At 51.9% G+C, this 23001-nt stretch carries 16 protein-coding genes; 6 read left to right on the plus strand and 10 right to left on the minus strand.

The window, feature by feature from the left end; translation table 11 throughout:
- Positions 1–3: 3 nt before the first annotated feature.
- Together TM1040_RS00385 and TM1040_RS19835 are read right to left on the minus strand one after the other, a co-directional pair.
- Entirely contained in the window at positions 4–3384 is a 3381-nt protein-coding gene (locus TM1040_RS00385; protein ID WP_166485485.1) for a DUF4214 domain-containing protein, read from the minus strand.
- An 11-nt stretch (positions 3385–3395) separates the two neighbouring features.
- Positions 3396–3569: a DUF4214 domain-containing protein gene (locus TM1040_RS19835; RefSeq protein WP_084789001.1), complete on the minus strand. Its 174-nt coding sequence runs from the start codon at positions 3567–3569 to the stop codon at positions 3396–3398.
- Positions 3570–3961: 392 nt separating this feature from the next.
- Between TM1040_RS19835 and TM1040_RS00390 the strand changes: the two genes are divergently transcribed.
- Together TM1040_RS00390 and TM1040_RS00395 are read left to right on the plus strand one after the other, a co-directional pair.
- Positions 3962–4264: a helix-turn-helix domain-containing protein gene (locus tag TM1040_RS00390; RefSeq protein ID WP_011536618.1), complete on the plus strand. Its 303-nt coding sequence runs from the start codon at positions 3962–3964 to the stop codon at positions 4262–4264.
- Positions 4265–4339: 75 nt separating this feature from the next.
- Positions 4340–6034 carry a hypothetical protein gene (locus TM1040_RS00395; protein ID WP_011536619.1) on the plus strand — a complete coding sequence of 565 codons (1695 nt, stop codon included), beginning with the start codon at positions 4340–4342 and terminating at the stop codon, positions 6032–6034.
- A gap of 208 nt (positions 6035–6242) precedes the next feature.
- On the opposite strand, the gene TM1040_RS19840 is transcribed toward TM1040_RS00395, so the two are convergent.
- From TM1040_RS19840 to TM1040_RS00415, 5 genes are all read right to left on the minus strand, one after another.
- On the minus strand, positions 6243–7526 hold the full coding sequence (locus tag TM1040_RS19840; protein WP_011536620.1) for a glycosyltransferase: 1284 nt from the start codon (positions 7524–7526) through the stop codon (positions 6243–6245).
- The gene (locus tag TM1040_RS00400; RefSeq protein WP_254658797.1) at positions 7526–9787 is read right to left on the minus strand and encodes a glycosyltransferase; all 2262 of its coding nucleotides are present in this window, start codon (positions 9785–9787) and stop codon (positions 7526–7528) included. The genes TM1040_RS19840 and TM1040_RS00400 overlap by 1 nt, the downstream gene beginning before the upstream one ends.
- 146 nt (positions 9788–9933) lie before the next feature.
- Complete coding sequence (locus tag TM1040_RS19635) at positions 9934–10989, minus strand: class I SAM-dependent methyltransferase (protein WP_011536622.1); 1056 nt, start codon at positions 10987–10989, stop codon at positions 9934–9936.
- 473 nt (positions 10990–11462) lie between these two features.
- On the minus strand, positions 11463–14051 hold the full coding sequence (locus tag TM1040_RS00410) for a S8 family serine peptidase (protein ID WP_011536623.1): 2589 nt from the start codon (positions 14049–14051) through the stop codon (positions 11463–11465).
- Between the two features lie 324 nt (positions 14052–14375).
- Positions 14376–16133, minus strand: coding sequence for an ABC transporter ATP-binding protein (locus TM1040_RS00415; protein WP_011536624.1), 1758 nt, complete (start codon positions 16131–16133; stop codon positions 14376–14378).
- 938 nt (positions 16134–17071) lie between these two features.
- Between TM1040_RS00415 and TM1040_RS00420 the strand changes: the two genes are divergently transcribed.
- Both TM1040_RS00420 and lptC read left to right on the plus strand, forming a co-directional pair.
- Complete coding sequence (locus TM1040_RS00420) at positions 17072–17269, plus strand: hypothetical protein (protein ID WP_166485479.1); 198 nt, start codon at positions 17072–17074, stop codon at positions 17267–17269.
- 58 nt (positions 17270–17327) lie between these two features.
- Positions 17328–17915, plus strand: coding sequence for an LPS export ABC transporter periplasmic protein LptC (gene lptC, locus TM1040_RS19855; RefSeq protein ID WP_011536627.1), 588 nt, complete (start codon positions 17328–17330; stop codon positions 17913–17915).
- Between the two features lie 111 nt (positions 17916–18026).
- Here lptC and TM1040_RS19860 read toward each other — a convergent pair whose 3' ends face one another.
- The 3 genes from TM1040_RS19860 to TM1040_RS00430 form a co-directional block, all read right to left on the minus strand.
- Positions 18027–18686, minus strand: coding sequence for a hypothetical protein (locus tag TM1040_RS19860; protein ID WP_166485480.1), 660 nt, complete (start codon positions 18684–18686; stop codon positions 18027–18029).
- A 979-nt stretch (positions 18687–19665) separates the two neighbouring features.
- On the minus strand, positions 19666–19857 hold the full coding sequence (locus TM1040_RS00425) for a DUF6447 family protein (protein WP_011536629.1): 192 nt from the start codon (positions 19855–19857) through the stop codon (positions 19666–19668).
- A gap of 245 nt (positions 19858–20102) precedes the next feature.
- Positions 20103–21074, minus strand: coding sequence for a KpsF/GutQ family sugar-phosphate isomerase (locus TM1040_RS00430; RefSeq protein ID WP_011536630.1), 972 nt, complete (start codon positions 21072–21074; stop codon positions 20103–20105).
- Between the two features lie 309 nt (positions 21075–21383).
- On the opposite strand from TM1040_RS00430, the gene TM1040_RS00435 reads away from it, so the two are divergent.
- Together TM1040_RS00435 and TM1040_RS00440 are read left to right on the plus strand one after the other, a co-directional pair.
- Positions 21384–21743, plus strand: coding sequence for a YciI family protein (locus tag TM1040_RS00435; RefSeq protein ID WP_011536631.1), 360 nt, complete (start codon positions 21384–21386; stop codon positions 21741–21743).
- Positions 21744–21748: 5 nt separating this feature from the next.
- Positions 21749–22996, plus strand: coding sequence for an RNA polymerase sigma factor (locus TM1040_RS00440; protein WP_011536632.1), 1248 nt, complete (start codon positions 21749–21751; stop codon positions 22994–22996).
- Positions 22997–23001: the final 5 nt, after the last annotated feature.

Raw genomic sequence — 23001 nt, forward strand, 5'->3', positions numbered from 1 at the left:
CTATTACGCGATATCAAACGTACCATTAGTAGCGTTGAACGTCGCAGCGGACAGATCAACGAGACCAGTAATACCGATGATACCGTCTTCTGCAGCATTATAAGTTACAGACGCGTCCGTACCTTCATTCACAATGAAGGTATTCCCGCCAAACTGGAACCAAGAAGCTGCGTCGTCCTGTGCTGCCGTCGCCACAATCGCAGCATCCAGATATTGAGCAAAGGTGGCGTTCGCAGCAAGCACAACTTTCGACGAATTGAATGCCGTTGCATCTGTATCAATCGTATCGCCAGACGAGAGGTCTGTGATTGTCGAATACTTCGTTGCATCAACTGCGCCACTCATTACGAAGGTATCGTTACCTTCACCACCCGTCAGCGTGGTCAGTGTCGCTGCGGTCAGTTTGTCGTTACCAGCACCACCGAGCAAGACATCGCTATCCCCGGCCGCAGTCAGGTTATCGTTACCCGAACCACCAGTGACGGTAGTCGTGCCGTCATTTGCTGTATATGTGACGGCACCCGTTGCAGTGGAAGCATTTACCGCAGTAAGAGCAGTCGCAGTATTTACGGTAAGATCCAAGTCAGCCGAACCCGACACATTGACCGTAGTTGCAGCACCGGCATCAACGGTAAGGGTTTGAACCGAGTTGTTATCATCCTTCCCATCACCAATAGCCGCACCGAACGCATCGGTCGCTCCTGTTGTGTCAACAACCTTATCAACTGCGTTGATGTTGATTGTTTCGACGTTTGCAGCAGTAACAGTACCCAACGCCAAGTTACCATCGCTGTTCGAAGCGATATTCAGAACATCTGTTTTATTGGTAGCTGCGTCTTTCACCCCAACCGTAAACAAGCCTTCACCTGTTATGTTGAGCGTGAGGCCAGAAGCCGCATTAGTGAGGGCGAGAATGTCTTCGTCACCATCTACAGCACCTGCTGATGTTACCTCAGTAAAGGCGAGGTTTGCGAGGTTGACAGTTTCAGTGTCGGCACCAGCTGTGGCGTCAGCCACGGCTCCAATAGACAACTTCTCAAAGTTAGTTGCTTTGAAACCTGCAGTTGCTGATGCAGTTTCTGCGTCATCAGCTGCCATCACCAGCGTATCTGTTCCTGCGCCCGCGTCGACCGAACCACCAGTACCGAGCGTGCTTACAGTGATCACGTCGTCGCCATCACCACCTGTGCTTGCTTTGGTCGCGGCGGCTGTCACGGTGAACGTATCTGCACCCGAACCACCGGTGTAAACACCAGCAGCTGTCAGCGCGACACCAGAAGCATCGACATCACCAGTCGCGCCCGAGGCATCAACTTCAGCCAAGACAGACGCAACATCATCACCATCCAGAGTCACTTTACCTGCACCAGTCACAACCATCTTGGTTGCTTTGTCAAAAGACGAACCGGTCAGGTCCATGTCCACCGCTGCATTCACAGTGACTGTGGTTGCAGCATCTGCAGTCACTTCCGCATCAGACTTTGTGCCGGTGGCGTTGATGGTCAGACCAGTAACAGTCGCTGCATTGCCATCAAGGCTGACTTTAGCATCGTTACCAGCAACAGCATCCAAGTTCAGGGTAATGGCACCTGTAGACGCCGTCGTCACTACGATATCTTCGTCAGCGTTTTTCAGCGTCAGAGTTTCCAATGCGTCCGATTTGACAGTTGACCCATCTTCATAAGCGTCGATTGTAACCGTTTTCAGAACGTCATCGCCTGTGATGTTGCCATCGATAGTGACTTTACCAGCGATAACGCCTAGGCGCCCCGTTTCAGCAGCCGTCGCAGCTGTTCCGGCCGCAAGTGTCGCAGCTGTAGCTGTACCAGTACCCCCGTTCGCGACAACCAGGGCGGTCGGGCCAGCAGCTTCGTTACTGAATGTTACAGATGCTGAAGTATCATCTGCGTTAACATCTGTTACAGCACCCGAGGTCCAACCTTGATCGATCGTACCGCCGTTGGTGTATACACCATTGACAACCGGTGCAGAACCTTCAGTAGCATTCTTTGCAAGGTTCGCAAAAGCTGTTGCAACTTCGGTTGCGGTCAGCGCTTTCGAGGCTGTAAAGACGAGAGTATCACCTGTGTCGAATGTCAGAGTGATCACATCATTTGCTGCAGCATTTGTGAACGTCAGCTTTTGAGTCGAGGCTTTCGCAGCGACAGCCACTACTGCGGCATTCTTAGAAACGTTTGCAGCTTGGTTGACTGTTACTTCAGTTGTTGATGCGCCACCAGTGACGCTTACATCACCTTGGGTCAAAGTAGCGCCTTTTGTATCGGCAGCAGCTTTGGACGTGTCAGCAGTTGAGGTAATGGTAACGCTAGAGCCGCCAACAGTTGTAATGGCGCTAGATGTCACATCTTTACCTGCTGTTGCAGCATGCGCAGATGTAATCGAAACAGCACCAGAGGGCTGATCGGTTGTGGTCGCACCACCGACTTTAATGTTGTTAGCAGATGAGCCGGTTGCATTGACCGTAACGGTTGTCCCACCGTTAACTTCGATCGCTGCGTTGCCAACTTTAGTGTCTGTAACCGTAACGGCGCCAGTAACAGCAGTCGCACCACCGACTGTGATATTTGCCCCATCGTTAGCGTCGGTGATGGTGATGTCTTTACCGCCATCAACCGCAATTGCGCCAGTTACGCCAGATACGCCTACGTTTGTTGCAGCGTTCACATCAGCATCAACGGACGTTGCTTGTGTGATATTTACACTAGTGAAGGCCGTTCCGGATGTATCCGCCTTGGCTTGCCCCACGCTCCGAATAGACAACTCTTCTACGTTGCTTACATTGAGAAGCGCAGCTGCCAAGGATTGCCCACCGGTCGCATCAACTAGCTCAAGCGTGTCGGTGCCAGCCCCGCCATCAACGACGTCAGCAGCAGAGAGAGTGGCGCCGGCGCCCACAACAGCCTTAATCGTGTCTTGATTGACAGTCCCAGTAATGTTGTCCACGCCCGTGGTGAGCGAGAGTGTATCACCAGCGCCGGCAACACCGCTAAGATATGCATCTGTCGCGGCTTGAGCAGCGGTAACAGTTGCAGCGTCGTCGGTTACGCCAGCTAGAGCGTTCTTGGCCGCACTGCCAGACGCACCATTCAAATCGAAGGTGAAGCCAGGTGTGTTACCTGCGTCCGTCGCAAAATCCAAGCCAACAGCATTTTTATTGGTAAGAATTGTTGAATCAGGCGCAGTTGTCGCGCCCTTGATAATTGCATCAATCGCATCAGCGGCACTCACCGCGCCGGAAGATAGCTGCCCTTCCCAAAAGGCCAAACCGTCTGCATCAGGTGCGCGATTAAACAGATTTGCATAAACAGACGTGATGAATGACGTGGGGGATGAAACGTCCGGAGTCGTCAGGAACGGATACAGGCTTTTTGCTTCTACAGGCTTTTTGCTTCGGGAGAAGCTGCGAAGTCTGCTGCGATTGTGTTTGTGTCACGCCCTGCCTCAACCTGATCGATCCAGAACTGCAGGCCTGCAGGATCTGGAGCACGGTTGAAATATCCGACATAGAGCGAGACGAGGAAATCTCTGTCTTCAGCACTGATTGCCATGGTCTATTTTCCTATACTCATTTCATAAAACAGGAAACAGCACAGCATGCCCCCCCCTGTCGCCATGCAGCCCACGCCTTTAAGCCTCCACACTGCGAGCACTGGGGTCGCAAGGGGAGAATGAGGGCGTGATGTGCCGCTGGTGACCTTGTACACATCTCGCACTCTCCGATCAAGTGCATGTACAGTAATTTGCATACCCGCGACAGTTAGGGGCAAAGATGCCACAAGGCGCGTTCTCTTTTGCGACTAAGCACATGAATGATCTGAGGGCCTTAGCTGTATAGCAACCTCAATACTGCACCTTGATTCTGCGGGCGACAACTGTATGATTGGCGGACTAGTGTTCCATAACTGTATGCTACTTGCATCATCGAAATTAGGTTAGACTTATGCTTCTAAAACAAGGCATCCACACCTCTGATGCTGCGCGCGACGCCCGATCAGATATGGGGCTTTGGTTGAAGTCGTTGCGAGAACAACAAGGGATGTCCCAGAGGGATCTGGCGAATGCGCTAAATCTCGATTATTACACCTTCATCTCTCAATTGGAGAATGGACGCGGCCGCATCCCACCAGCGAGATATCGTGATTGGGCGGCGGCGTTGCAGGTGGAGCCTAAGAGCTTCGTGAAGAAGCTTCTGTCTTATAATGAGCCCCTTACATACGAAATTTTGTTTGGTGATGCTGTCTAACTGAAATACCTTGCCGTGTCAGCATGATCGCTTGATCTTTGCAGCCTTCTAGCAACGTCTAAGTAAGCGTAACCTATGAACAATGTTCTTCCGTTTGGAAAAAAAACGCATTCCTCGCTTAGTGAGAACACTCAAGACGTATTAGACCTGAGCACACTGACGGATGGCGCGGCGGATTTCTCCACCGGAATGGTTGACCGGTCATCAGGGGGCCTCTCACACCTCCCTAACCAAACTGCAGTCACACCCGATTGGGCCAATCAAGAAATTGCTAGCTTCATGCGAGCACATCGGTTGCTTGCCATTGCGGGTCTCTCCTTGGAAACAGAGCGCGGAGTGACCGACGAAGGTGACCCTTGGTTTGTTTTCGTAAATCAAGATGGAGACGTATTCGCGCATTTCGCGCGCATCGGCGAAGTCTACATCCTCGACAGTATTATTCAGCAGGAAATTACAAAAGCCAGAAGCTTGGATGAACTGATTTCAGCCTTTGCAGAAACCACTACACCGGTGGACAGTGTAGACCACGCTTCAACATCTGCCACAGTTGTTCCCTTCATCGCCTTGCGAGAATCAAAAGTACGTCTACACCCAGGCGCAACCTTGGCCGCTCTTATCTGGACAATCTATATCCAGTCAGGAGAACTTGCGGTCCCATCATTTAGTGCTGCGCTGGATGTGACTGCAACGTCAAAGGCCGATGAAGTGACCACGCTACCCTCTCAAACCCGGGCCTCCCCCTCGGAAGAGTTGGCTACGAGTACATCTGAAGATAATTCAGCAGATCTCAAAAGTACTGAAAAGGATACACACACTCAAACGCCCTCAAGCGCTCAAGTGGCAGCGACATTTACTACCGTGCAGACGGTTGGAATGGGATTGAGCGCTATAGCCATCTCGAATGGCATGTACTTTTGGGTTTCAGGTGAGACCTTGCTCGAACAAGCGACACTGGCATCTCAGCTAGTCGCCGAAGTAATCAAAGATATATCTGATGAAGAAACTGAGCAGCTTGCCGATCTGTCGGAGCTAGATAGCGTATTATCCACAGTTCGCGCAGCGATAGAGGACAGTTCAGAGGCAATGGCTTTGGCTCAATCGCCAATACGAGATATTCCTACTGTCGACTTGGCATCCATGCCGGCTATCGTTGCTAACGCTGTTGAAAATGGAAAAGTTGGGAACGCAATCAAAGCTAAAGACGTTCAAGGCGACGTAGCTTTTTCTGAAGAGATGGATGGTGAGCTCATCAAGTTCCGGGATATTCAGGCGAACCGCCCGGAGGAAATAGAGACATCTCAGATTCGCTCTACACCAGTAGACATTGAGAAAAAATATATTTTACAAGAGCTTGACGAGGTTGAGCACTTCTCGCTTACGTCCGACGCTTTTAGCAATATAGCTACCCAGCTTTCTGACCTACCATTCTTCACGCAAATGCTCAGCGGCTCATTCCAAGCGGTCGTTGCCAGTGAGGGTTCTCAAACTGTGCCCGCGTCAAGGCCCGACACCCTCAATGATGCCTCCGAGACGGCACCACGCTTCTCGATCTTTAACGATGATGCGCACAATTTTATTGTATTCTTGATGAGTAAAGGGGATGAGACCAAACGGTCTGACTACGATAACGAAGTTGTACTCTTTGACTTTGATGCAATCGATAGTCAAACAGACGCGATCTATGCTCGTAGCTGGTCCTTCGAAGATGGATCTGTGATTTCTGCTGTAGGTTTAAAAAGCGACTTTGCTGCTTTTGATCTTGTGATCTAACGCAAAAATAGTGCCGAACACATACTGCTTAACCAGTAAGCATGCACCGACTGACCCAGCCAAACCACTCTTGGGCAAAGGGGCAGTTAAGCGACATGACTACGATAGCCATGGCTGCCTCAGAACGCACTTAGCGAGCTTCATAGAGACCTGCAACTTCACCCGCTGGCTAGCGTCTTGAGGTACATAGCGATCAGAGCTAACAGCTTCATCGTTGATCCAGTGTTCTACATTTCGGAAATGAACATCTAGAACCTAGCAAGCTGTGTGCTGCGTCTTGAGAGAAGTTTTGAGCTACCTTTTTAATGGCAGCAGCATAGCGAGCTGGGTTATGTATTTGCTCCAGACGCTCCCGCCCAGCTAGAGCTTTACGGTTTCCGCGAGACGGATCTGCATACAAGCTGCGAACTATAGATTTAAGCTCCTCAGCTTCCCGATCAGGATTAATCTTAAAAACTGTTTCGTCGGGTAGGTCCGCATACCATCCTAAGTTGGTTACTACGGAGGCAGCACAAGCGTTCCAAATACGCAACTGGCTGCCAGAGGCCTCTCCCATGGTTGGTGATCTTAGATTAAACACCAAGTGAGCTTGCTGGAGTTTTTGATCGAGAAAACTTTCGTCCACAAAGCCGTGGAAGGTTACTCGAGCTTCAATTCCTAACTGATTGACCAAATTGCGAAGGTACCCAGTATCCCATAGCTTTCCCATTACATCAAAACGGAAATCGACTTCATGTTTCAAAGAAGCCAAAGTTCTTAGAACACTCTCAAGTCGCCGATTAGGTCCGGTATAGCCAAATTGGACAAGGCGCAGAGGCCCTAATCCAGAACGATAAACCTCTGGCCGCCTCAAGGAGGGGCGAAACGGCAAGTCCAATAAATATGTAGGAGTGTCTGATACGGTATCTACGCTCTGCTGAGCAACGCGACTATGTGTTACAACTGAAACAGCATGCGTTAAGGCCAGCTCAAACCCGGGATATGTACGAGCAAGAGCACCGGCTTCCATTTCATCCCCCAGAACGAGTTTGGCGGCCTCCACCCCCGCTTGGCCATGCGACCTCCTCATATTCTCAAGGTATACATCTTGATCTAGAAGACTGCGCTCCATCGCATCAAAACACAGCTCTTGGATAGCCATGTCATGCAACACTACAATCGTAGGTAAGCGCTGTATCATTCGCAAAAAGCCCGCGTGAAATGGCCAAGCATTTCCTATATTTACAAAGACCACCTCCGGTCCAGGCTCTGGTCCACGTCCAGCGCGGCCCGAAAGAGCGAAATCTCGGGGGCGAACTCTATCAGGATCCAAATGGCGGACCGGTGCAATATTATGTAGGTTCCAGTCCCATTCCGCTGCATCGGTCCATAAGACAAGCTCAGCAACCTCAGCCAGCTCCGGCAAGATTCTGTGAGTATAATGTGCAATATCGGTTTCAGCCGGCGGGACTGGTGAAATCCAGTGGATGCGGAGCTTCGCGCTTTTAACCATCAGACCTTCGCTCTCGGGAGAGGCGTTTTATCAACTAGCGTCAGGAATGCACTGTGAGAACACGGGATCGATAAGGGAACCGCTCGCCCTCTTCCGGAAAAGACACCAACACCGGACTGATACAGATGCAGACGCAAAACACCCAAATTTTGTTTCTGAGCGTCAAGCGTAAATCGAATTCGACCTTCATCCCCGGGCGACAACACCTCTGTAAGCGGCTGCATCAGATGCTGATGTCGAAGCACTCCGGCCTCATCGACCCATTCAGCCAGCACACAGGTGGCGCGATCGCCCTCAAGAGGCCAAATGCTATACGACGTATTGCGCACAGAAATAGTAAGCAGCCCCGTTTCTTCTTCGTGTGTAACGACTTGTAGCTCACCATGCATACGCGCAGGATCACCATGGTATAGGCTCTGCGGCACCCCTTTCGGGGAACCGACTTTCTTGGCCAAATACTGAATGTTCTCTCCACGCAAAGAAAGATTATCTCTACGGGACACTAACAAGTTGGCCAGTTCCGGTTCTATGTGTCGATCATAGACATCAAACGTTTGTAGGCGAACAGTCTCAAACCCGGCTGATCGGCCCAGCATATCTAGTTCTGTTGGCGCATATTCACGATTGTGGCGCCCATAAACACCGCCAGAAGGCACAAAAATACCAAACGAATACGGAGCAACGTTATTGAGTGTCTTCCAGACACCGCGGTGACTGTTCACATTGGGTGTTGTGATCAAAATATTGCCACCGGGCTTCAGAACGCGCGCAGCCTCGCAGAAGAAGAAATATGGATCTAGAGCCAAATGCTCTAAAATTTCCATCCCAGTGACAAGATCAAAGGTCTCATCTGGATACGGCCAAGGATCGCGTTCGCCATTTGCAACCTTTAGCGTAATCTCAAATCCATCGACATCGTAGCCAGGGCGTGGACGCACGGACTGCGCGTAAGGATTTGGCCCTTCCCACAACCCGTGCAGATCGATGTTTGGAAATTGATTGGCAAGAAGCGCCTGAAAAACCAACGGAGGAAAAACACCGACATCAAGGGCAGAGGAAATTTCCAACCCCTCCAGCTGTCGCAGTGTCGACATAAACCGTGTCCAATGTGTACCTAGATAACCTGAGAGCCCTGCATCAATCGGAGGCTCATCGCGCCCAAGAGCTGCAGGCAACTCGTCAAACGCATAAGCCTCAAGCAGTTCATTGATGTTGGCGAACGGCACATTGTCAGGCCGGCTAGGAGGAGCTACAGCGGCGCGTAGTTGTCTCACTGCATCTTCCGTGCAGACCTCGTGCCCATGCTCTGGAGCTTGAGCGTCAATCTTCTGCACAGCGTCAAAAGTCACAGGGAGATGGGCTTGTCCCGTGAGTGTGGAAACCACATGATCCCAAGAAATATTACACTGGGCATAACACATATACCCAGCCTGCCCCATACGCTCTGCTGTCGCGGTGTCTTCTGACAGAAACGTAAAAGCATCCCCCAACGCTTTGGCATCAGGATCAACAACCAATCCCTCTATTCCGTCTGAAATAAACTCCAATGGACCACCAGAGTCCTTGGTTGTAACAACGGGCTTCCCGCTGACCATCGCCTCAAGGGTGATATACCCATAATCTTCGTCTTGAGGGGTGAACACGACGCCGCGAGCATTAGCATAATACCGAACAAGCGTTTCATCATCCACACGTCCGAGCCACTCAACTCTCCCGGAAACCCCAAGCTCATGTGCCAAGGAATACAAACGCTTTTGATACGCCGGATTCTCAGCGACACCGGCAATGATCAAGCGACTTGCGGGGGCATGAACCAAGGCGCGCAGCGGTAATTCCAAACGTTTTGACGCGTTAATTCGCCCAGGCGCAAAAAGATAATCACCATAATCTCCTTGCCGCAAAAGCTCTGCGTTTGGTGGTGGGTGATAAAGCGTGGTAGCCGCTGTGCCGAGATGTCGCTTCAAGCGATCGGCAACATTGCATGAATTTGCATATATCGGATGTGGGGATGCCAGAAACGCAGCACGATCTTCTTCGTGAATTAGCGCACGTAAAGCCTCCCCCTGTGGGTCATCAAGCAAATCAGAGGTGCCAGCCTCCCACATGTCGTAGGCTTGTCGGTGCTGATGGATCACCCACAATACCATATTCGGATGTTGAGCAAGCCAAGCAGGGAACTTTAGGCCCACCGCCAAATCAATCTTGACACCTTCAACCTCGGAAATATCGAGAAACTTGGCAGCAGCAATATGGTCGGCCAAGACATTTCCGGGATACCATTTGAAGGGCAGTGTAATTTCCGTAGCCTCGTACCCTCTGGCCTCCAGAGCATTAACCAGACCCATACTATGACGCTCAGCTCCCCCACTCACAAAGGGAACCTGTGTTCGCAGCACACCAACTCGCATCATTTATCCTTTGATTTGATACCAAGAATGGCCAGATCTTGCGGCCCGAACATCAACTGCGCCAACTCATTGTCGAAGCCCGGTCGATCAAGGAACTCTCCCAACCGTTCATGTGGATTGATGTGTCTGATATCGACGGGCTCAAACCCTGCCGTTTCGAGCAAAACCCCCATCACTTGCTCTGGCATTGGCTTTAAGTGAGTTGGATCTGTGTAAAACGTCGTCGCCCCCACCAATACATTGCGCGTATTAGGTGTTTCAAAAAGTAGTAGCCCGCCAGGTGCCAGAACCCGACCTGCTTCACGTGTCAGCCATGCTACTGAATCAAACGGTAAGTGCTCAATGAGATGATGCGCCGAAATCACCGACAAACTATTGTCTTCGGCCTGCGCGAGTGCCTCCAAGGCATCGCCCAAGCGCAGATCCAACCCCGCAGCTTGCCCTTCTTTAATCTGTACCGCATTGGTATCAAAGCCAATCCCTTCCATCCCATGCTGTCGCAACAGGCCCAGCCACTCTCCGCGGCCGCACCCGATATCAAAAATCGGCTTATTCTCTGCGCGCGCCCATGCAGCTTCAACATCCGGTAGATAGACTTTTAACCGTTGGCTTATTTCTTCAGGCGCGCCTCTCCATTGATTTTCAAACCGATGGTAGAATGCGTCTTTGAACATCTCGAACCCTGTGGACGAGGGCAAGCCATTGGAGCTAGGAGCTTTTTCGTCCGGTCGGCCACTTTCCCCTCCATCAATACGACGCGACAAATCGGAAAACATTCGCAAGAGCAGCGCAGTGTCTGATTGGCCTGTACGTTTCAAGACTTCAGCCTCTCGACGGGAGACCGATACAAGATCATCCGCAAGAGCTTCGTGCCGGCGCATCCATGCCCACATTCGTTCTGTCTCTTGCCTGGTATGCTTTAGCTCTTGAGACAGTGTGCCCAGTTCCAAGCGCAGCTCTGCAATTTCCCGTTGTGCATCCTTCGACATACTCTTAATGCGACCCAAGGAAAATGCCGCTGAAAGATAGCGTTCAAGTCTCTTAATAACTTTCATAATTCTGACCTTCTCCTTGGTATTGCATCACAAGTTCGGCTCTGCCTTGGAAGAACACAAGGTAGAATTCATGCCGCCTTCTGGCCCATCCACATCTCCCATTCAAGTAGTGAAGTCAGCTACGGCCATGTGCAGGAACCTGATCAGGTGCGCTTGAATCTCTACCGCTTCAGCTTCTTGCTTACCGACCAGTAAGCGCTAGACCTCATGGCGCTCAGAGTACTGGAGCAACGGACGGGTCAGATGTGGGATCAAATTGTGGGTCGAGCTTGAGTTGATCGTACCCAGTGTGTGGCCACCCTATACTCGCCTCGACCACCCACATCTGACCCTTTAGGCACGATGGGCTAAATTTACTCACCCTTGGGCAAGTCGCGCGACATGAAGGTCTCCTGGCTTGGAGGATCGCACAATATGGGATCACTCAGGAAGACGAGTCCCGTACAAGGACCGCTTGCGGGTCAACACCTAACTCATACAAAGGTAGCAGAGAATGGATCATCGATTACGCCAATAAGACTGAAAAGAAAATCCCCCCCATTAGCCGTTGTGGCATCCGCATAGTGCTGATCAACCGCAGCACGGGCGCCTGAAAGATTGGAGGTGCTCGCATCTCCAAAGGTTTGGAACACTGAAGCCGAATCTGTGACATCAGACATTCCCTTGATAGCTGAGAAGTAAATGCCCAAGTCTGTCTTTTGAGATAGATATCGCACATCCTCAGCAGAGCCTCCATTCTTGGCTCCCCCGATCACTTCCAGCACAAAAGCACCTTGAGAAACACTACCGTTCGAAACCTGGCTTTTCCAGAACTCGAAACCTGAGGCGTCTGGTGTTCGGCCTAGCACATTATCATAAACCGAAGTCACAAAGGCATCGGTATTCGACGGGTCCGTATAGAGCGCTCGCGTCTCAGCCTGATCAAAGAAAAGCTCGGCAATCTGATTGAGAGAAAGCCCCTCAGCCAGTTTGTCGGCCCAGAAATACAGCCCAGTGGCATCGGGAGCGCGATTGAAATAGGCCGCGTACATTTCTGCAAGGGGTTCAAACTGATCAACCGTAAGACTGGCGGTGCTGACAAATTGCGTCAGGTCCAAGGTAGCATCGGCAAACTTGATCATTTCAATATCGGTCAGCCCATCCTCACCCTCGGAAGCGTTGCGGTCTGTGACGGTGACCGCACCGTTCTTATTGATGGCGACCGAATAGTTGAATTGGTTGGCCAAGACCACAGCCTGATCAATGCCATCACCACCATTGATGGTGTCGTTCCCCCGGCCTGCCTGGAAAACATTGTTACCTGCATCCCCGGTTAGATTATCATTTCCGTCCCCAGTATAAACACTCTCGATCCCTGAGAATGTAATAGAAACCCCATCGATATTGCCCGTACCCTCGCTCAAGTTCAGAGTACTCGCAGCGCTTACAGCAGCGGCGTTGATCGTATCCAACCCAGCTGCGTCATCGAACGCAGTGTTGTGGCTCGAGCGACCGGCATAGTCAGAAAACTCATCTGTAAAAATGTAGGTATCATTATCGCTGGCCACAGAGCCATAGAAGTTCAGCTCTACATTCTGAACTTGCACAGGTGAGGTCCCGGAACTGTCAAGGTCGATTAGCTCCACAGCCCATGTGCCTTCGCTAGACATTCCTCTGAAGGCGTTGCTGAAAAAGTAATCCCACTGCTCTAAGGTGTTCGTGTCGTTCTCATCGTTATCAGCGCTGACATTGTCCAGAACGATACTCTGGGTGCCATCCGGGCCCGTTATGCGCAGCTCGAGATCCTGCAAATCAAAGAGTTGCGCAAAATCAACTTTGAGCTGTACATGTTCGATCTCAACAATGGTACTTGCCGCTCCGCTCAGTCGGTCAACTGTTCCATCTCCAGTCAACGTCATCTGCGTATCTAACAGGTCAATACTTGCGACCTCCTGGTTGCCAGTGCCCGCAAAGTCCGTTCCCCAAGTTTCAGCGATCCGGACTGCAGATTTTGCATCAACCAAACCAAAGCCGTAATCACGAGAGAAATGTAAGCCCCCGCCATTCCAGTTGTCTGCCCCATTGAACGCATACGCATATTTCTCAGAGCCGCTTACGCTAGTGCCAATTTCTGTACCGACGTGGCGGGCAGAATACGCCAGAATGGTCTGCACATCCCGCCAGCCAAGATTGGAATTGGCCTCAAGCATCAGTGCAATCACACCTGACACCTGCGGCGCTGAAGCTGACGTGCCGTTAAAACCCGAAGTGTAGTCAGACCCCGCCGTATACCCCGTACCGGTTACGTCAGTCGTGACAATTTCACCCGGCGATCCAAATGCAGAGATAAGCACAGAAGATCCCGGGGTCGAGTAATCATCAATCACTCCCGTACGCTGGACCGCTGCCACCGCGATCGAATGCATCGTTGCATTCCAAGCGGCGACGTTTGTCTCGGTAGTGACTGGCGTTCCAGTATTGTCCGCGTCCCGCTCGTTGCCCGCCGACTTCACAAAAATAGTACCCTTGCCGTCCCGGCCGGTTCGCGCGCCGAAGGCCATCGCAAGCGCGGTTTCGATAGACGAGTCTTGGCTGCCGAAAAAATTGTCAGCACTCAAAGTTCCTAGACTCATGCTGACAATGTCGGCAGAGCGGTCAATCCCACCGATCATAATCTGACCAGAAACGAGCTTGATGGGGGCAGCAAGCTCCTGCCCCAGTTTTATGCCAAATAGCGTGCTTCCGTAGGAAACACCAACAACACCTGTATTATTATTGCCAACAGAAGCAATAATGCCCGCAACTGCGGTCCCATGAAAACTTCCATCCCCTGCACCGGGAAAGGACTCAGGCGTCAATATGATCGTGTCTGATGAATTCAGCAGATCATAGTCTTTGAGTGTTGAGTAATTTGCTATCAAGTCGGGATGCGTCGCTTCCACTCCGTCATCGATAACAGCGATCGTCACACCAGCGCCTGTGTAATCATCCCACACATCCACGACGTTGAGATCATATTCTCCAACGGCCGTGTTTTGCAAATGCCACTGGGTCGAGAAAAGAGGATCGTTGGGAACTGCCATATTTTACCTTCCTATCTCACCCTTCTCGGCGCATCTCGCACGAAGCGCATACTAGCGAGTAGCATGACCTACCGGCCCGGCCTCAATCAACTCATTTCTCCCAGATGGTAAGTTCAAACGGCACCATCACAGCACACCAGATTGAGGTGTAATAATACCCGCCACTGCTTGAGCTAGACCACACGAACACCCTCAGTCGAACCGAGGGCTGAGACACGATTCATAAGAGAAGTGTAGATGTAAATTGCGTGATTTGGCGGTCGAGGTTACTGGCAACAGTACGCACAAGAAAAAATACGTCCAAGGCTATAATCAACCAAAGAGCTACTTTTTAAACTGCTGCTCAAACAGCTGGCGAAAGCTACCATTTTTTTTCATCAACTCGTCCATATCACCCTTCTCAATCACTCTACCATCCTTGATCACCATAATGGTGTCTGCCTCCAAAACAGTAGATAAGCGATGTGCGATAATAATAGTTGTAACGTCTTTGGTTAACGTTTTAAGAGACGTTTTCACGAGTGCTTCGGACTCTGCATCCAATGCGCTCGTTGCCTCATCTAACAATAGGATCTCTGACTTTCTCAATATAGCACGTGCTATTGCTATTCTCTGCTTTTGACCTCCAGACAAGAATACACCATTTTCTCCAACTTGCGTTTCATAGCCATCGGGAAACTCACAAATAAAGTCATGTGCGTGTGCAGCGCGTGCCGCAGAAATAACTTCTTCGTCACTCGCTTCTGGTGCGGAGCAACGCAGGTTCTCCATGATAGTCGTTGAGAATAAAAAAGTGTCTTGTCCAACATAAGATATCTTTCGGCGCAGCGAAGCAAAACTAACGTCTTTAACATTGTGCCCGTCAATCTCGACGGCTCCGGCATCCGGGTCATAAAAACGCATAATTAGTCCAAATATCGTAGACTTACCGCCCCCTGACTGCCCAACAAGGGCCGTAGTCTTCCCCGGCTCAAACGAAAGATTCATGTCTTTTATGATTGGAAAGTCGCTATGATACCCAAACGTAACATTGTTGAAGTGAATAGATCCATTACCTGGCTCAAGGTTCACCGCTCCAGCACGCTCTTGGATTGCCTCATCCTGATCTAAAAGTTCAAACATCATAGAAACGGTTACCATACACGTTTCAATACCCACTCGCATGCGAGATAGCCGCTTAGCAGGTTCATATGCCATCAGAAGAGCTGTGATAAAGGACATGAGTTGTCCAGCAGTCGGCGGTTCACTATTGGCGATCCCCATCGTACTCACAACCAATATACTCGCGATAGCCACACCTGCCAAAAGCTCCATTAGTGGACTTGCAATAGACTGTAACTTCGCAATGTCGTTGGCTCTTTTCTCCACTTGTCCGATGGCTGTATCCATCCGCTCGACCATACGATCTTCCAGGGCGAAGACTTTAATAATTTTGATACCGCCAGATGTTTCTTGGAGGACGCGGATAATCTCCGCCAGAGACGCCATCTCTGCTCTCATAATATTCCGTACGCTCTTCAAAAGGTGACGGACTCCCAATAGAGCGATGGGTCCGATCAAGATGAAGAGCATTGATAGGACAGGTTGCTGATAAACCATTACTATCGTCAAACCAATCAACGTAAGAGTATCCCTTACGAAGCCAGTCATAAGCACGTCTATTAGTTCTCTCGCGGCTTGAGCACCGTGGGTCACACGCATCAACAAGTCAGATGAGTCAGTCGTGCCAAAAAATCCAACACCTCTCCTCAAGAGCTGTCGATACAATTTCTCCTGCTGGCTCGCAACGATGCGGTTCCCAGCACGTGCAAGGAATAATGCTTGGACATAAGAGGCTAAAGCCTTAGTAAAAAAGAGGCCTATGACGGCTCCAGCAACCAAATATACTTTACTACGAAGCTCAGGAGTGGTCATCGCATCTACGATTTTCTCCATCATCCAGGCAGTACCCGCAGAGCTGGCTGCAACGATGATCATTGCCAATGCAGCCACACCGTAACGCCATCCTTGAGAGCGCATACTTTCACTGACCAAGCGACCGATGTAGCTTGATCGCCACCTGTCCCAACTGCGCGCAATCATGTAGTTCTCCAAGATTTCTCACAGACGGAGGAAGTCTCTGCCATGATGAGACGGTCCTAATAGCTGTTCTCTTACGACCAAAAAATCGATTGGTTGGTTAGTACGAGGTCAGAACTCAAATTTCCAGAACACATACTCGAAATTGAAGGATGCGCGGTGGATGCCTCTACCCGCAGGCACCGCATGCCATGACTGGCCTGCCCTCACAGAGCCGCTCAACAAGGCACAAGTAGAAAGGGTGAGCGAGGGGCGAGAAGACGAAAGCCGACCACAGAGGCCACGCCCTGAGCAGCGCAACCTTCTACAAGCTGAAATAAGAGTATGGAGGCCTGGAAGTATAAGAACCCACCCTGCTGAAAGCCTTGGAGGATTAGAGTGCGAGTTTAAGAACCGGCTGGCCGGTGCCATGCGTGAATATATCGTTTTGTCAGACCCACTCTGACAGATCTAGAACGATGACCAAACGGCGAGACGCGGCGCTTTGGATGGGGTGGTATCAAAATGTCTCACAACGCCGCCCCCCACAGGCCTGTCCGCATCCATCTTCAAGGCGGACCTCCGCTCAAAACACTTTTCAGACTGTGCTAGGACGCGTAAGACGATGCCGTGAACTGCGGCTAATCGAGGCTGGTTCAACTGCCGCTGGGTCATGGCCCGCAAGGGCATAAGAGTGAAGCATGAGACGCGGCACCACATCTGCAACGAGGTAAGTCTCCCGATCGACGACAGTGCAAACTAAAACGAACTTAGGGCAGCAGAAAACGCATGTGCCCCGCGCTTGCGACAGAGCAGAAACCGGAATACCCAAATACAGCCCCTTGTTATGTAAGAAAGACCGCAAGAGGGTAGGCCAAGGGAACATGTCAACGCACACAAGGCAGGTTGGCATCACTCAACTAAACAGATATGAGTTTTCAGAGATGAGTGGGGTAGAGATCATGAAGACATTCGAAAACGAAGCCGATTATGTACCTGAGGTGCACAGTATTATGTCAGATTTGCGCGTGGCAACCATTCAGATCGGTACAGTTTATGCGCGCGGAACCATTGTAGATCGCTCTGGCACCATGGCGACTATACAAGTTGATGGTCAGATTTTGTCAGGCCGCGAGGTGCCACTTCAAACCAGAAACTAGAAGAAGCGCGCGTGCACAAGGATAGAAAAAGCCCTACTTGAAAGCATAGGTCGTAGAAGTGGATAATTATTCAAGATTCATCGCATACTTGAAAGTTCTACTCCCAACTGCGGCATTAGGATTGTTTTCAACGGTTTTTTTTCTTTGGAGCCCCAAGTTCAACGAAGATAACGCAATACCTTATACACATGATGAGATCATACGTCGGATAAATCATCGTCAAGCCACCACCCCTCTCTACTTATCAACTACGGCCAAAGGCCACAATGTGCGTATCAATGCTGACCATACGTATCTAGGAGAAGAGCTCAGCCTACCTATTGCTGAAGAAGTGACCGGTCAACTTGACTTTATCGATGGAAGTATAGTGACGCTTTCCGCGGATAGAGCGGTTTTTGAAGAGCATAGTGATTTGGTAAATTTCTCAGGGAATGTCGTCTTGAATTCCACTGAAGGAATTACCCTAGAATCTGACCAGCTCACAACCAATATTGTCGCTCTCACTGCGTATAGTGATGTTCCAGTAAGAGCAAGCAGTGCCCTTGGAGAACTGAGGTCTGGCAATATGCGGATAACAACAATTCATAATAGCGGTCACTTGAAAATGTTTTTTGGGAATGGTGTCAAGCTGACCTATGTTCCCTAAATGCTGCAAAATATAGAATTGCAGCTCGATCTCACTCTAGGCGTTTAGTACGGTCCTCTCGTATTTATCTTTGGTCAGTTGCACAGATCTTAAAATATCCCACATTGAAATCTAATTATGAATTGAGCATATTTTATTTATTGCCTCCACTAAGTCGCGTAACTCTGATAAGCTTCTATACTTGACTCGCAGCCTGATATCTTCGACATGCACCCAACTTTCTTCCTTACAGTTTTCCACGCGCTTCCAAGCTGGAAGTGTGTTAACCGGATACTTTGAAATAAAGTCTTGCGTTGCAAGAGATGCCGATATTGAACCCCGTCCATACTGCCCTCTATATAGCGCAAAAATTTCGTCTCGAACCCTTGATATATTTTGCACAAGTTCCAAATGCGGCGGCCTTGGGGTAAGCGTTAACACCCCAACAAATTCACTCCCTACCCCCTCAGCCTCTGTAATATTATTGTTTATCTCGTACACTGACAAATCAACAAAAATATCGTAGCCAATTAGCTTCGAATCATGTTCACAACTATGACTGTCACGTCTAGAATAGTTAATTTCACACTCCGCAACTGAAATGGAAAATTCATTAAACCTAGATCCGTAAATTGGATTTTCAAGAGCGACCTGAAGCTTGTTTTCCAACTCCCTAATATCGCCACCCGCAAAAGCTAGACGCTTATCAATGACCACCGAGATAACTACCACAAATGTAAGTATCGCAGTCCAAATCATTGCATTCTTTTTGAAATTCTTTGGAACCCTCACGACGACCTCCTAAATTAGAATTTTTAATGTGTAGTGTTCGCTTATCCCCCGAGACGCCACCCGCACACGGCGGTCGAAATTGACCCAATCTAACCGCTGCAAGCCCGTACCCTCTGGGCGACCCACACAACGTGCTCCTCGCAACCTTCAACGCCATAATTTGCAATTAAAACATCACACTTATAACAGAGAAATCAGTGGATTATTTAGGGAATACGAGCTTAAACCTACCGAACTTAGAATTATCCGTTGCCCCGCTTGTATCAACGCTGATCATTGACAGCCTTCGGGCCTGTGCTTAACATATAGGTTATATTTTCTGACGCTAGTGCCACCACTCACACTTTATGCACTGCCGACAGTGACGCCGCTTTGAGGCTGTCTTTTAGTTTTTGATCGCGTAAACAAGCGAGATGAGCTTGGAAGGCTCGTCAATTTTTCTTAGTGTTTCAAATTGCTTGAGTTACGCACCGTGAAATCTTCACCTTTAGATTTGATCCTGAATCAGACATTTAGGCGCTTACAAGGCTCACGGATCAGTCTCGCAGACTGAAATCATCTGGTTTGACAGAACCGTGTTCCCAGTAGCACGATCCAAGCACCAGTCCCTACGCCAACCCCCTAGGTCTCAGGAGGTGCTCGACTACTCGCAACTTGGGCACTGACACATACTGCGAGTCACAGGTCTTTTGATCTTCGACGATGAAAGGATCAAAGATACCGGAAGGAAAGAAGAGCATACCGGGACCCGAGGCGTAAGTGGCCTTAACACAACTGCGCCTCTCTATCTTCTGATAGATGATCACTCTCCCTGCTGGCCAATTACAGCTGTGGCAGAGAAAGCTCCTGCGCCCCGACTATGATCCTTGCTCAAGAAAACGCCTCAAAAGATTAAACTCTGCCCCCTGAGCCATATCCATTTTGCAAGCTTCCCTGCCATACTCCGAGGGCTAATGGCCCCCGGTGCGTAAAGGCACTATCAGCTTTCTTTAGGCAGTTCTGCCTGAAGGGCTTGCGCATACGCATTGCGAGCAGTCTGCAGGATCGCAGCTTCTTGCTGAAGTTGAGCAAGTTTTTGGTCTACTAGCTGAATGCTCGCCAACTGTTCGCGGGCAGCCTCAGATAGCTGTTCAGTATCGTATTCTTTGCCGTCAATGTTCAGTGTGGCCATTTTCTACTATCCTTAACATTTTAGGTAGCTTCAAAAGCTACCGCATCCGATACGACCGCCTTAAACACGCACGCATATTCAAGGTCAACATCCTCCACTGAAACGCTTGGCCCCAGCTTTCTCAACGTCGGCTTTTCATAGTCTCCATCGGTTCCAGTTCAAACCAAAAGTCTGCGGACTGGCCAGGCATGAGGTGACGCAGTGCTAGAATGTCGATGGCGCCAATAGGCACGCAAGCGGCGACATCAAGCCAACCCAGCCCGCAGGCAGTCATGGATATGCAGCAAGCCCGCCACCCGGTCCTCATTATCGAGCACAAACAGCGCCGAGATCTTGCGGCTGTTCATGTCGTGGAGCGCCTCGGAGGCCAGCGAACCGCGCCGGATCACCTTGGGGCCGCGGGTGGCCACCTCGCCGGCGCTGCGCGCCATCAGACCATCCATATTGCGGCGCAAATCGCCGTCGGTGATGATGCCCGTGAGGCGGCCACCTTCGACCAGCCCCGCAAGGCCAAAGCCCTTGGCGGTCATGATCAAAAGCGCCTCTGTCATCGGTGTCTCTGGCGCCACCAGCGGCAGCGCCTCGCCCGTGTGCATCAGCCCATCCACCAGCATCAGCTGCGCGCCGAGCTTGCCGCCGGGGTGGAAGACCTTGAAATCCTCGCGCTCAAAGCCGCGCCGTTTCATCAGGGCCACCGCCAGCGCATCCCCCATCGCCAGCGTTGCCGTGGTCGAGGTGGTGGGGGCCATGCCGATGCCGCAGGCCTCGGGCGCATCGGGCAGCAGCAGCACCACATCGGCCTGGGTCGCGAGGGTGCTGTCGGCCTTGCGGGTGATGGCAATGAGCGGAATAGCAAAGCGGCGGCTATAGGTGACGATATCGGCCAGCTCGGAGGTTTCGCCGGAATTGGAGATCACCAGACAGACATCGCGCGGCGTCACCATGCCAAGATCGCCGTGGCTCGCCTCGGTGGCATGCACAAATTGCGCAGGCGTCCCCGTCGAGGCCAGGGTGGCGGCGATCTTATTGCCGATATGGCCGGATTTGCCGACGCCCGACACGATCACACGGCCTTCCATGGCCTCGAGAATCTCGACCGCCTTGAGCTGTGGATCGCCCACCTCAGAAGCCATCTGAGTCAGCGCGGCGGCCTCCACGGTCAGCACGCGGGCCATTTCGGCAAGGGTTTCATCACAGGTCAGTTCTCGCGGGGTCATGGCGCGGTCTCCGTCGGGGTGGCATGTGGCTCTTGTGTAGGCGGCACGGCCGGGAAAGGCCAGTGCCGCGCGCCTGCCGGGCGGCGGCGCAGCACTGGCCCCCAAGGCAGGCCTTGCGCCGGGCAGAATTTTTTTCACCCCTGTCGAAAAAAGCGACGCATAAACGTCCTAGGGGCATGGTCCCGTTCCACACCTCCCAGACGCCTCCCGGTCACCTTCCGGGCGCCTCCCGGGCACAGACCCGTCCGAGACGGCAAAAAGGGGAGGAGCGCGGGCCAAGAACACTGAGAGAAAAACAGGAATTTTATTATGAAATACATGCTTCTGATCTATGCCGCCCCGGACCGGGAACCCGCCTATGGCACGCCTGAGTTCGATGAGATGATGGCCGGTTTTGCCGCCACCAGCGAAAAAATGAACGCCGATGGTGTCATGGTGGACGGCGAAGGCTTGCAGGGGATCGAGACCGCGACCTCGCTGCGGATCACCTCCGGCAAGGTCGAAACCATGGATGGTCCCTTTGCCGAAACCCGCGAACATCTCGGCGGCTATTACGTGATTGATGTGCCCGATCTGGACACCGCCCTCAGATATGCCGCAATGATCCCGGTGGCGCATTTTGGCACCATCGAGGTGCGCCCCCTGATGGATTATAACCCCGCAGGCTGACGCACATGACACATGCCGTCCCCAGTGCCATCGCCGTGCAGCAGGTCATCGATGATGTGATGCGCCGCGACAGGGGGCGGCTGCTGGCGGGCCTGAGCGTCCGCCTCGGGGATATCCAGCTGGCAGAAGACGCTCTGCAGGAGGCGGTGATTGCGGCGCTCAAACACTGGGGCCGCTCCGGCGTGCCTCATGCGCCGCTGGCCTGGCTGATGCGGGCAGGGTTCAACAAGGGGATCGACCAGCTGCGCAGCCGCCAGCGCGAGGGGCGCAAGGCAGAGGATCTGGGGCTGATTGCCCCCGACCAAGACGCGGCAGAGCAGGCCGAGACCATCCCAGATGCGCGCCTGCGGCTGATCTTCACCTGCTGCCATCCGGCGCTGGAGGAAAAATCCCGCGTCGCCCTGACCCTGCGCACGGTCTGCAGCCTGAGCACGCGCGACATTGCCGCGGCCTTTCTCGACAGCGAGCAGACCATGGGCCAGCGCCTGTCCCGCGCCAAGGCCAAGATCCGTGCCAAAGGCATCGGGTTTCAGGTGCCAGAGCCCGACCAGTGGTCCGAACGGCTCGGCACGGTGCTCTCCACGCTCTATCTGATCTTCACAACCGGCTATGTGCAGGAGGAGGCAGGCCCGCGCGATTTCTGTCGCGAGGGGATCTATCTTGCGCGGCTTTTGTGCGCGCTGCGCCCGGATGATCCCGAAATCGAGGGGGCGCTGGCCCTGATGCTGCTGACCGAAGCACGCAGCGCCGCCCGCATTGGCCCGGATGGGGCGATGCGCCCGATCGAGGACCAGGACAGCAGCCTCTGGCACCATGAGACCATCACCGAGGCGCAGGCTCTGCTGGCACAGGCGGTTCTGCGCCGCCAGCCCGGCGCGTTTCAGATCAAGGCCGCCCTTGCGGATTGCCACATGATGCGCCCAAAGCCTGATTGGGCGCAGATGGCGCTGCTCTACCAGGCGCTCTGGCGGTTTGAGCCAACCCCGGTGGTGGCACTCAACCAGGCGGTGGTGATGGCAGAGCTGGGGCAAGGCGCTCAGGCCCTGAACCACTTGCGTGCCCTAGAGGATGACCTGGGACAGTTTCAACCATGGCATGCGGCAATGGCACATGTGCTGGCACAGGAAGGCCATATCGGGGACGCCCGCTGTGCCTATGAGCAGGCCATAAAAACCGCTCCCCATGACGCTGCGCGCCGGTTTCTGGAAACCAGAGTGCAGAGACTGCCCCCCTGCGCTTTCAGCGGATCTTAATGCAG

The sequence above is a fragment of the Ruegeria sp. TM1040 genome, assembly GCF_000014065.1.
Taxonomy (GTDB): Bacteria; Pseudomonadota; Alphaproteobacteria; order Rhodobacterales; family Rhodobacteraceae; genus Epibacterium.

Bases quoted from the DNA above. Each gene is read 5' to 3' on its own strand.
- TM1040_RS19835 (WP_084789001.1), bottom strand. From the start codon at position 3,569: ATGGCAATCAGTGCTGAAGACAGAGATTTCCTCGTCTCGCTCTATGTC.
- TM1040_RS00390 (WP_011536618.1), top strand. From the start codon at position 3,962: ATGCTTCTAAAACAAGGCATCCACACCTCTGATGCTGCGCGCGACGCC.
- TM1040_RS00395 (WP_011536619.1), top strand. From the start codon at position 4,340: ATGAACAATGTTCTTCCGTTTGGAAAAAAAACGCATTCCTCGCTTAGT.
- TM1040_RS19840 (WP_011536620.1), bottom strand. From the start codon at position 7,526: ATGGTTAAAAGCGCGAAGCTCCGCATCCACTGGATTTCACCAGTCCCG.
- TM1040_RS19635 (WP_011536622.1), bottom strand. From the start codon at position 10,989: ATGAAAGTTATTAAGAGACTTGAACGCTATCTTTCAGCGGCATTTTCC.
- TM1040_RS00410 (WP_011536623.1), bottom strand. From the start codon at position 14,051: ATGGCAGTTCCCAACGATCCTCTTTTCTCGACCCAGTGGCATTTGCAA.
- TM1040_RS00415 (WP_011536624.1), bottom strand. From the start codon at position 16,133: ATGATTGCGCGCAGTTGGGACAGGTGGCGATCAAGCTACATCGGTCGC.
- TM1040_RS00420 (WP_166485479.1), top strand. From the start codon at position 17,072: ATGAAGACATTCGAAAACGAAGCCGATTATGTACCTGAGGTGCACAGT.
- TM1040_RS00425 (WP_011536629.1), bottom strand. From the start codon at position 19,857: ATGGCCACACTGAACATTGACGGCAAAGAATACGATACTGAACAGCTA.
- TM1040_RS00430 (WP_011536630.1), bottom strand. From the start codon at position 21,074: ATGACCCCGCGAGAACTGACCTGTGATGAAACCCTTGCCGAAATGGCC.
- TM1040_RS00435 (WP_011536631.1), top strand. From the start codon at position 21,384: ATGAAATACATGCTTCTGATCTATGCCGCCCCGGACCGGGAACCCGCC.
- TM1040_RS00440 (WP_011536632.1), top strand. From the start codon at position 21,749: ATGACACATGCCGTCCCCAGTGCCATCGCCGTGCAGCAGGTCATCGAT.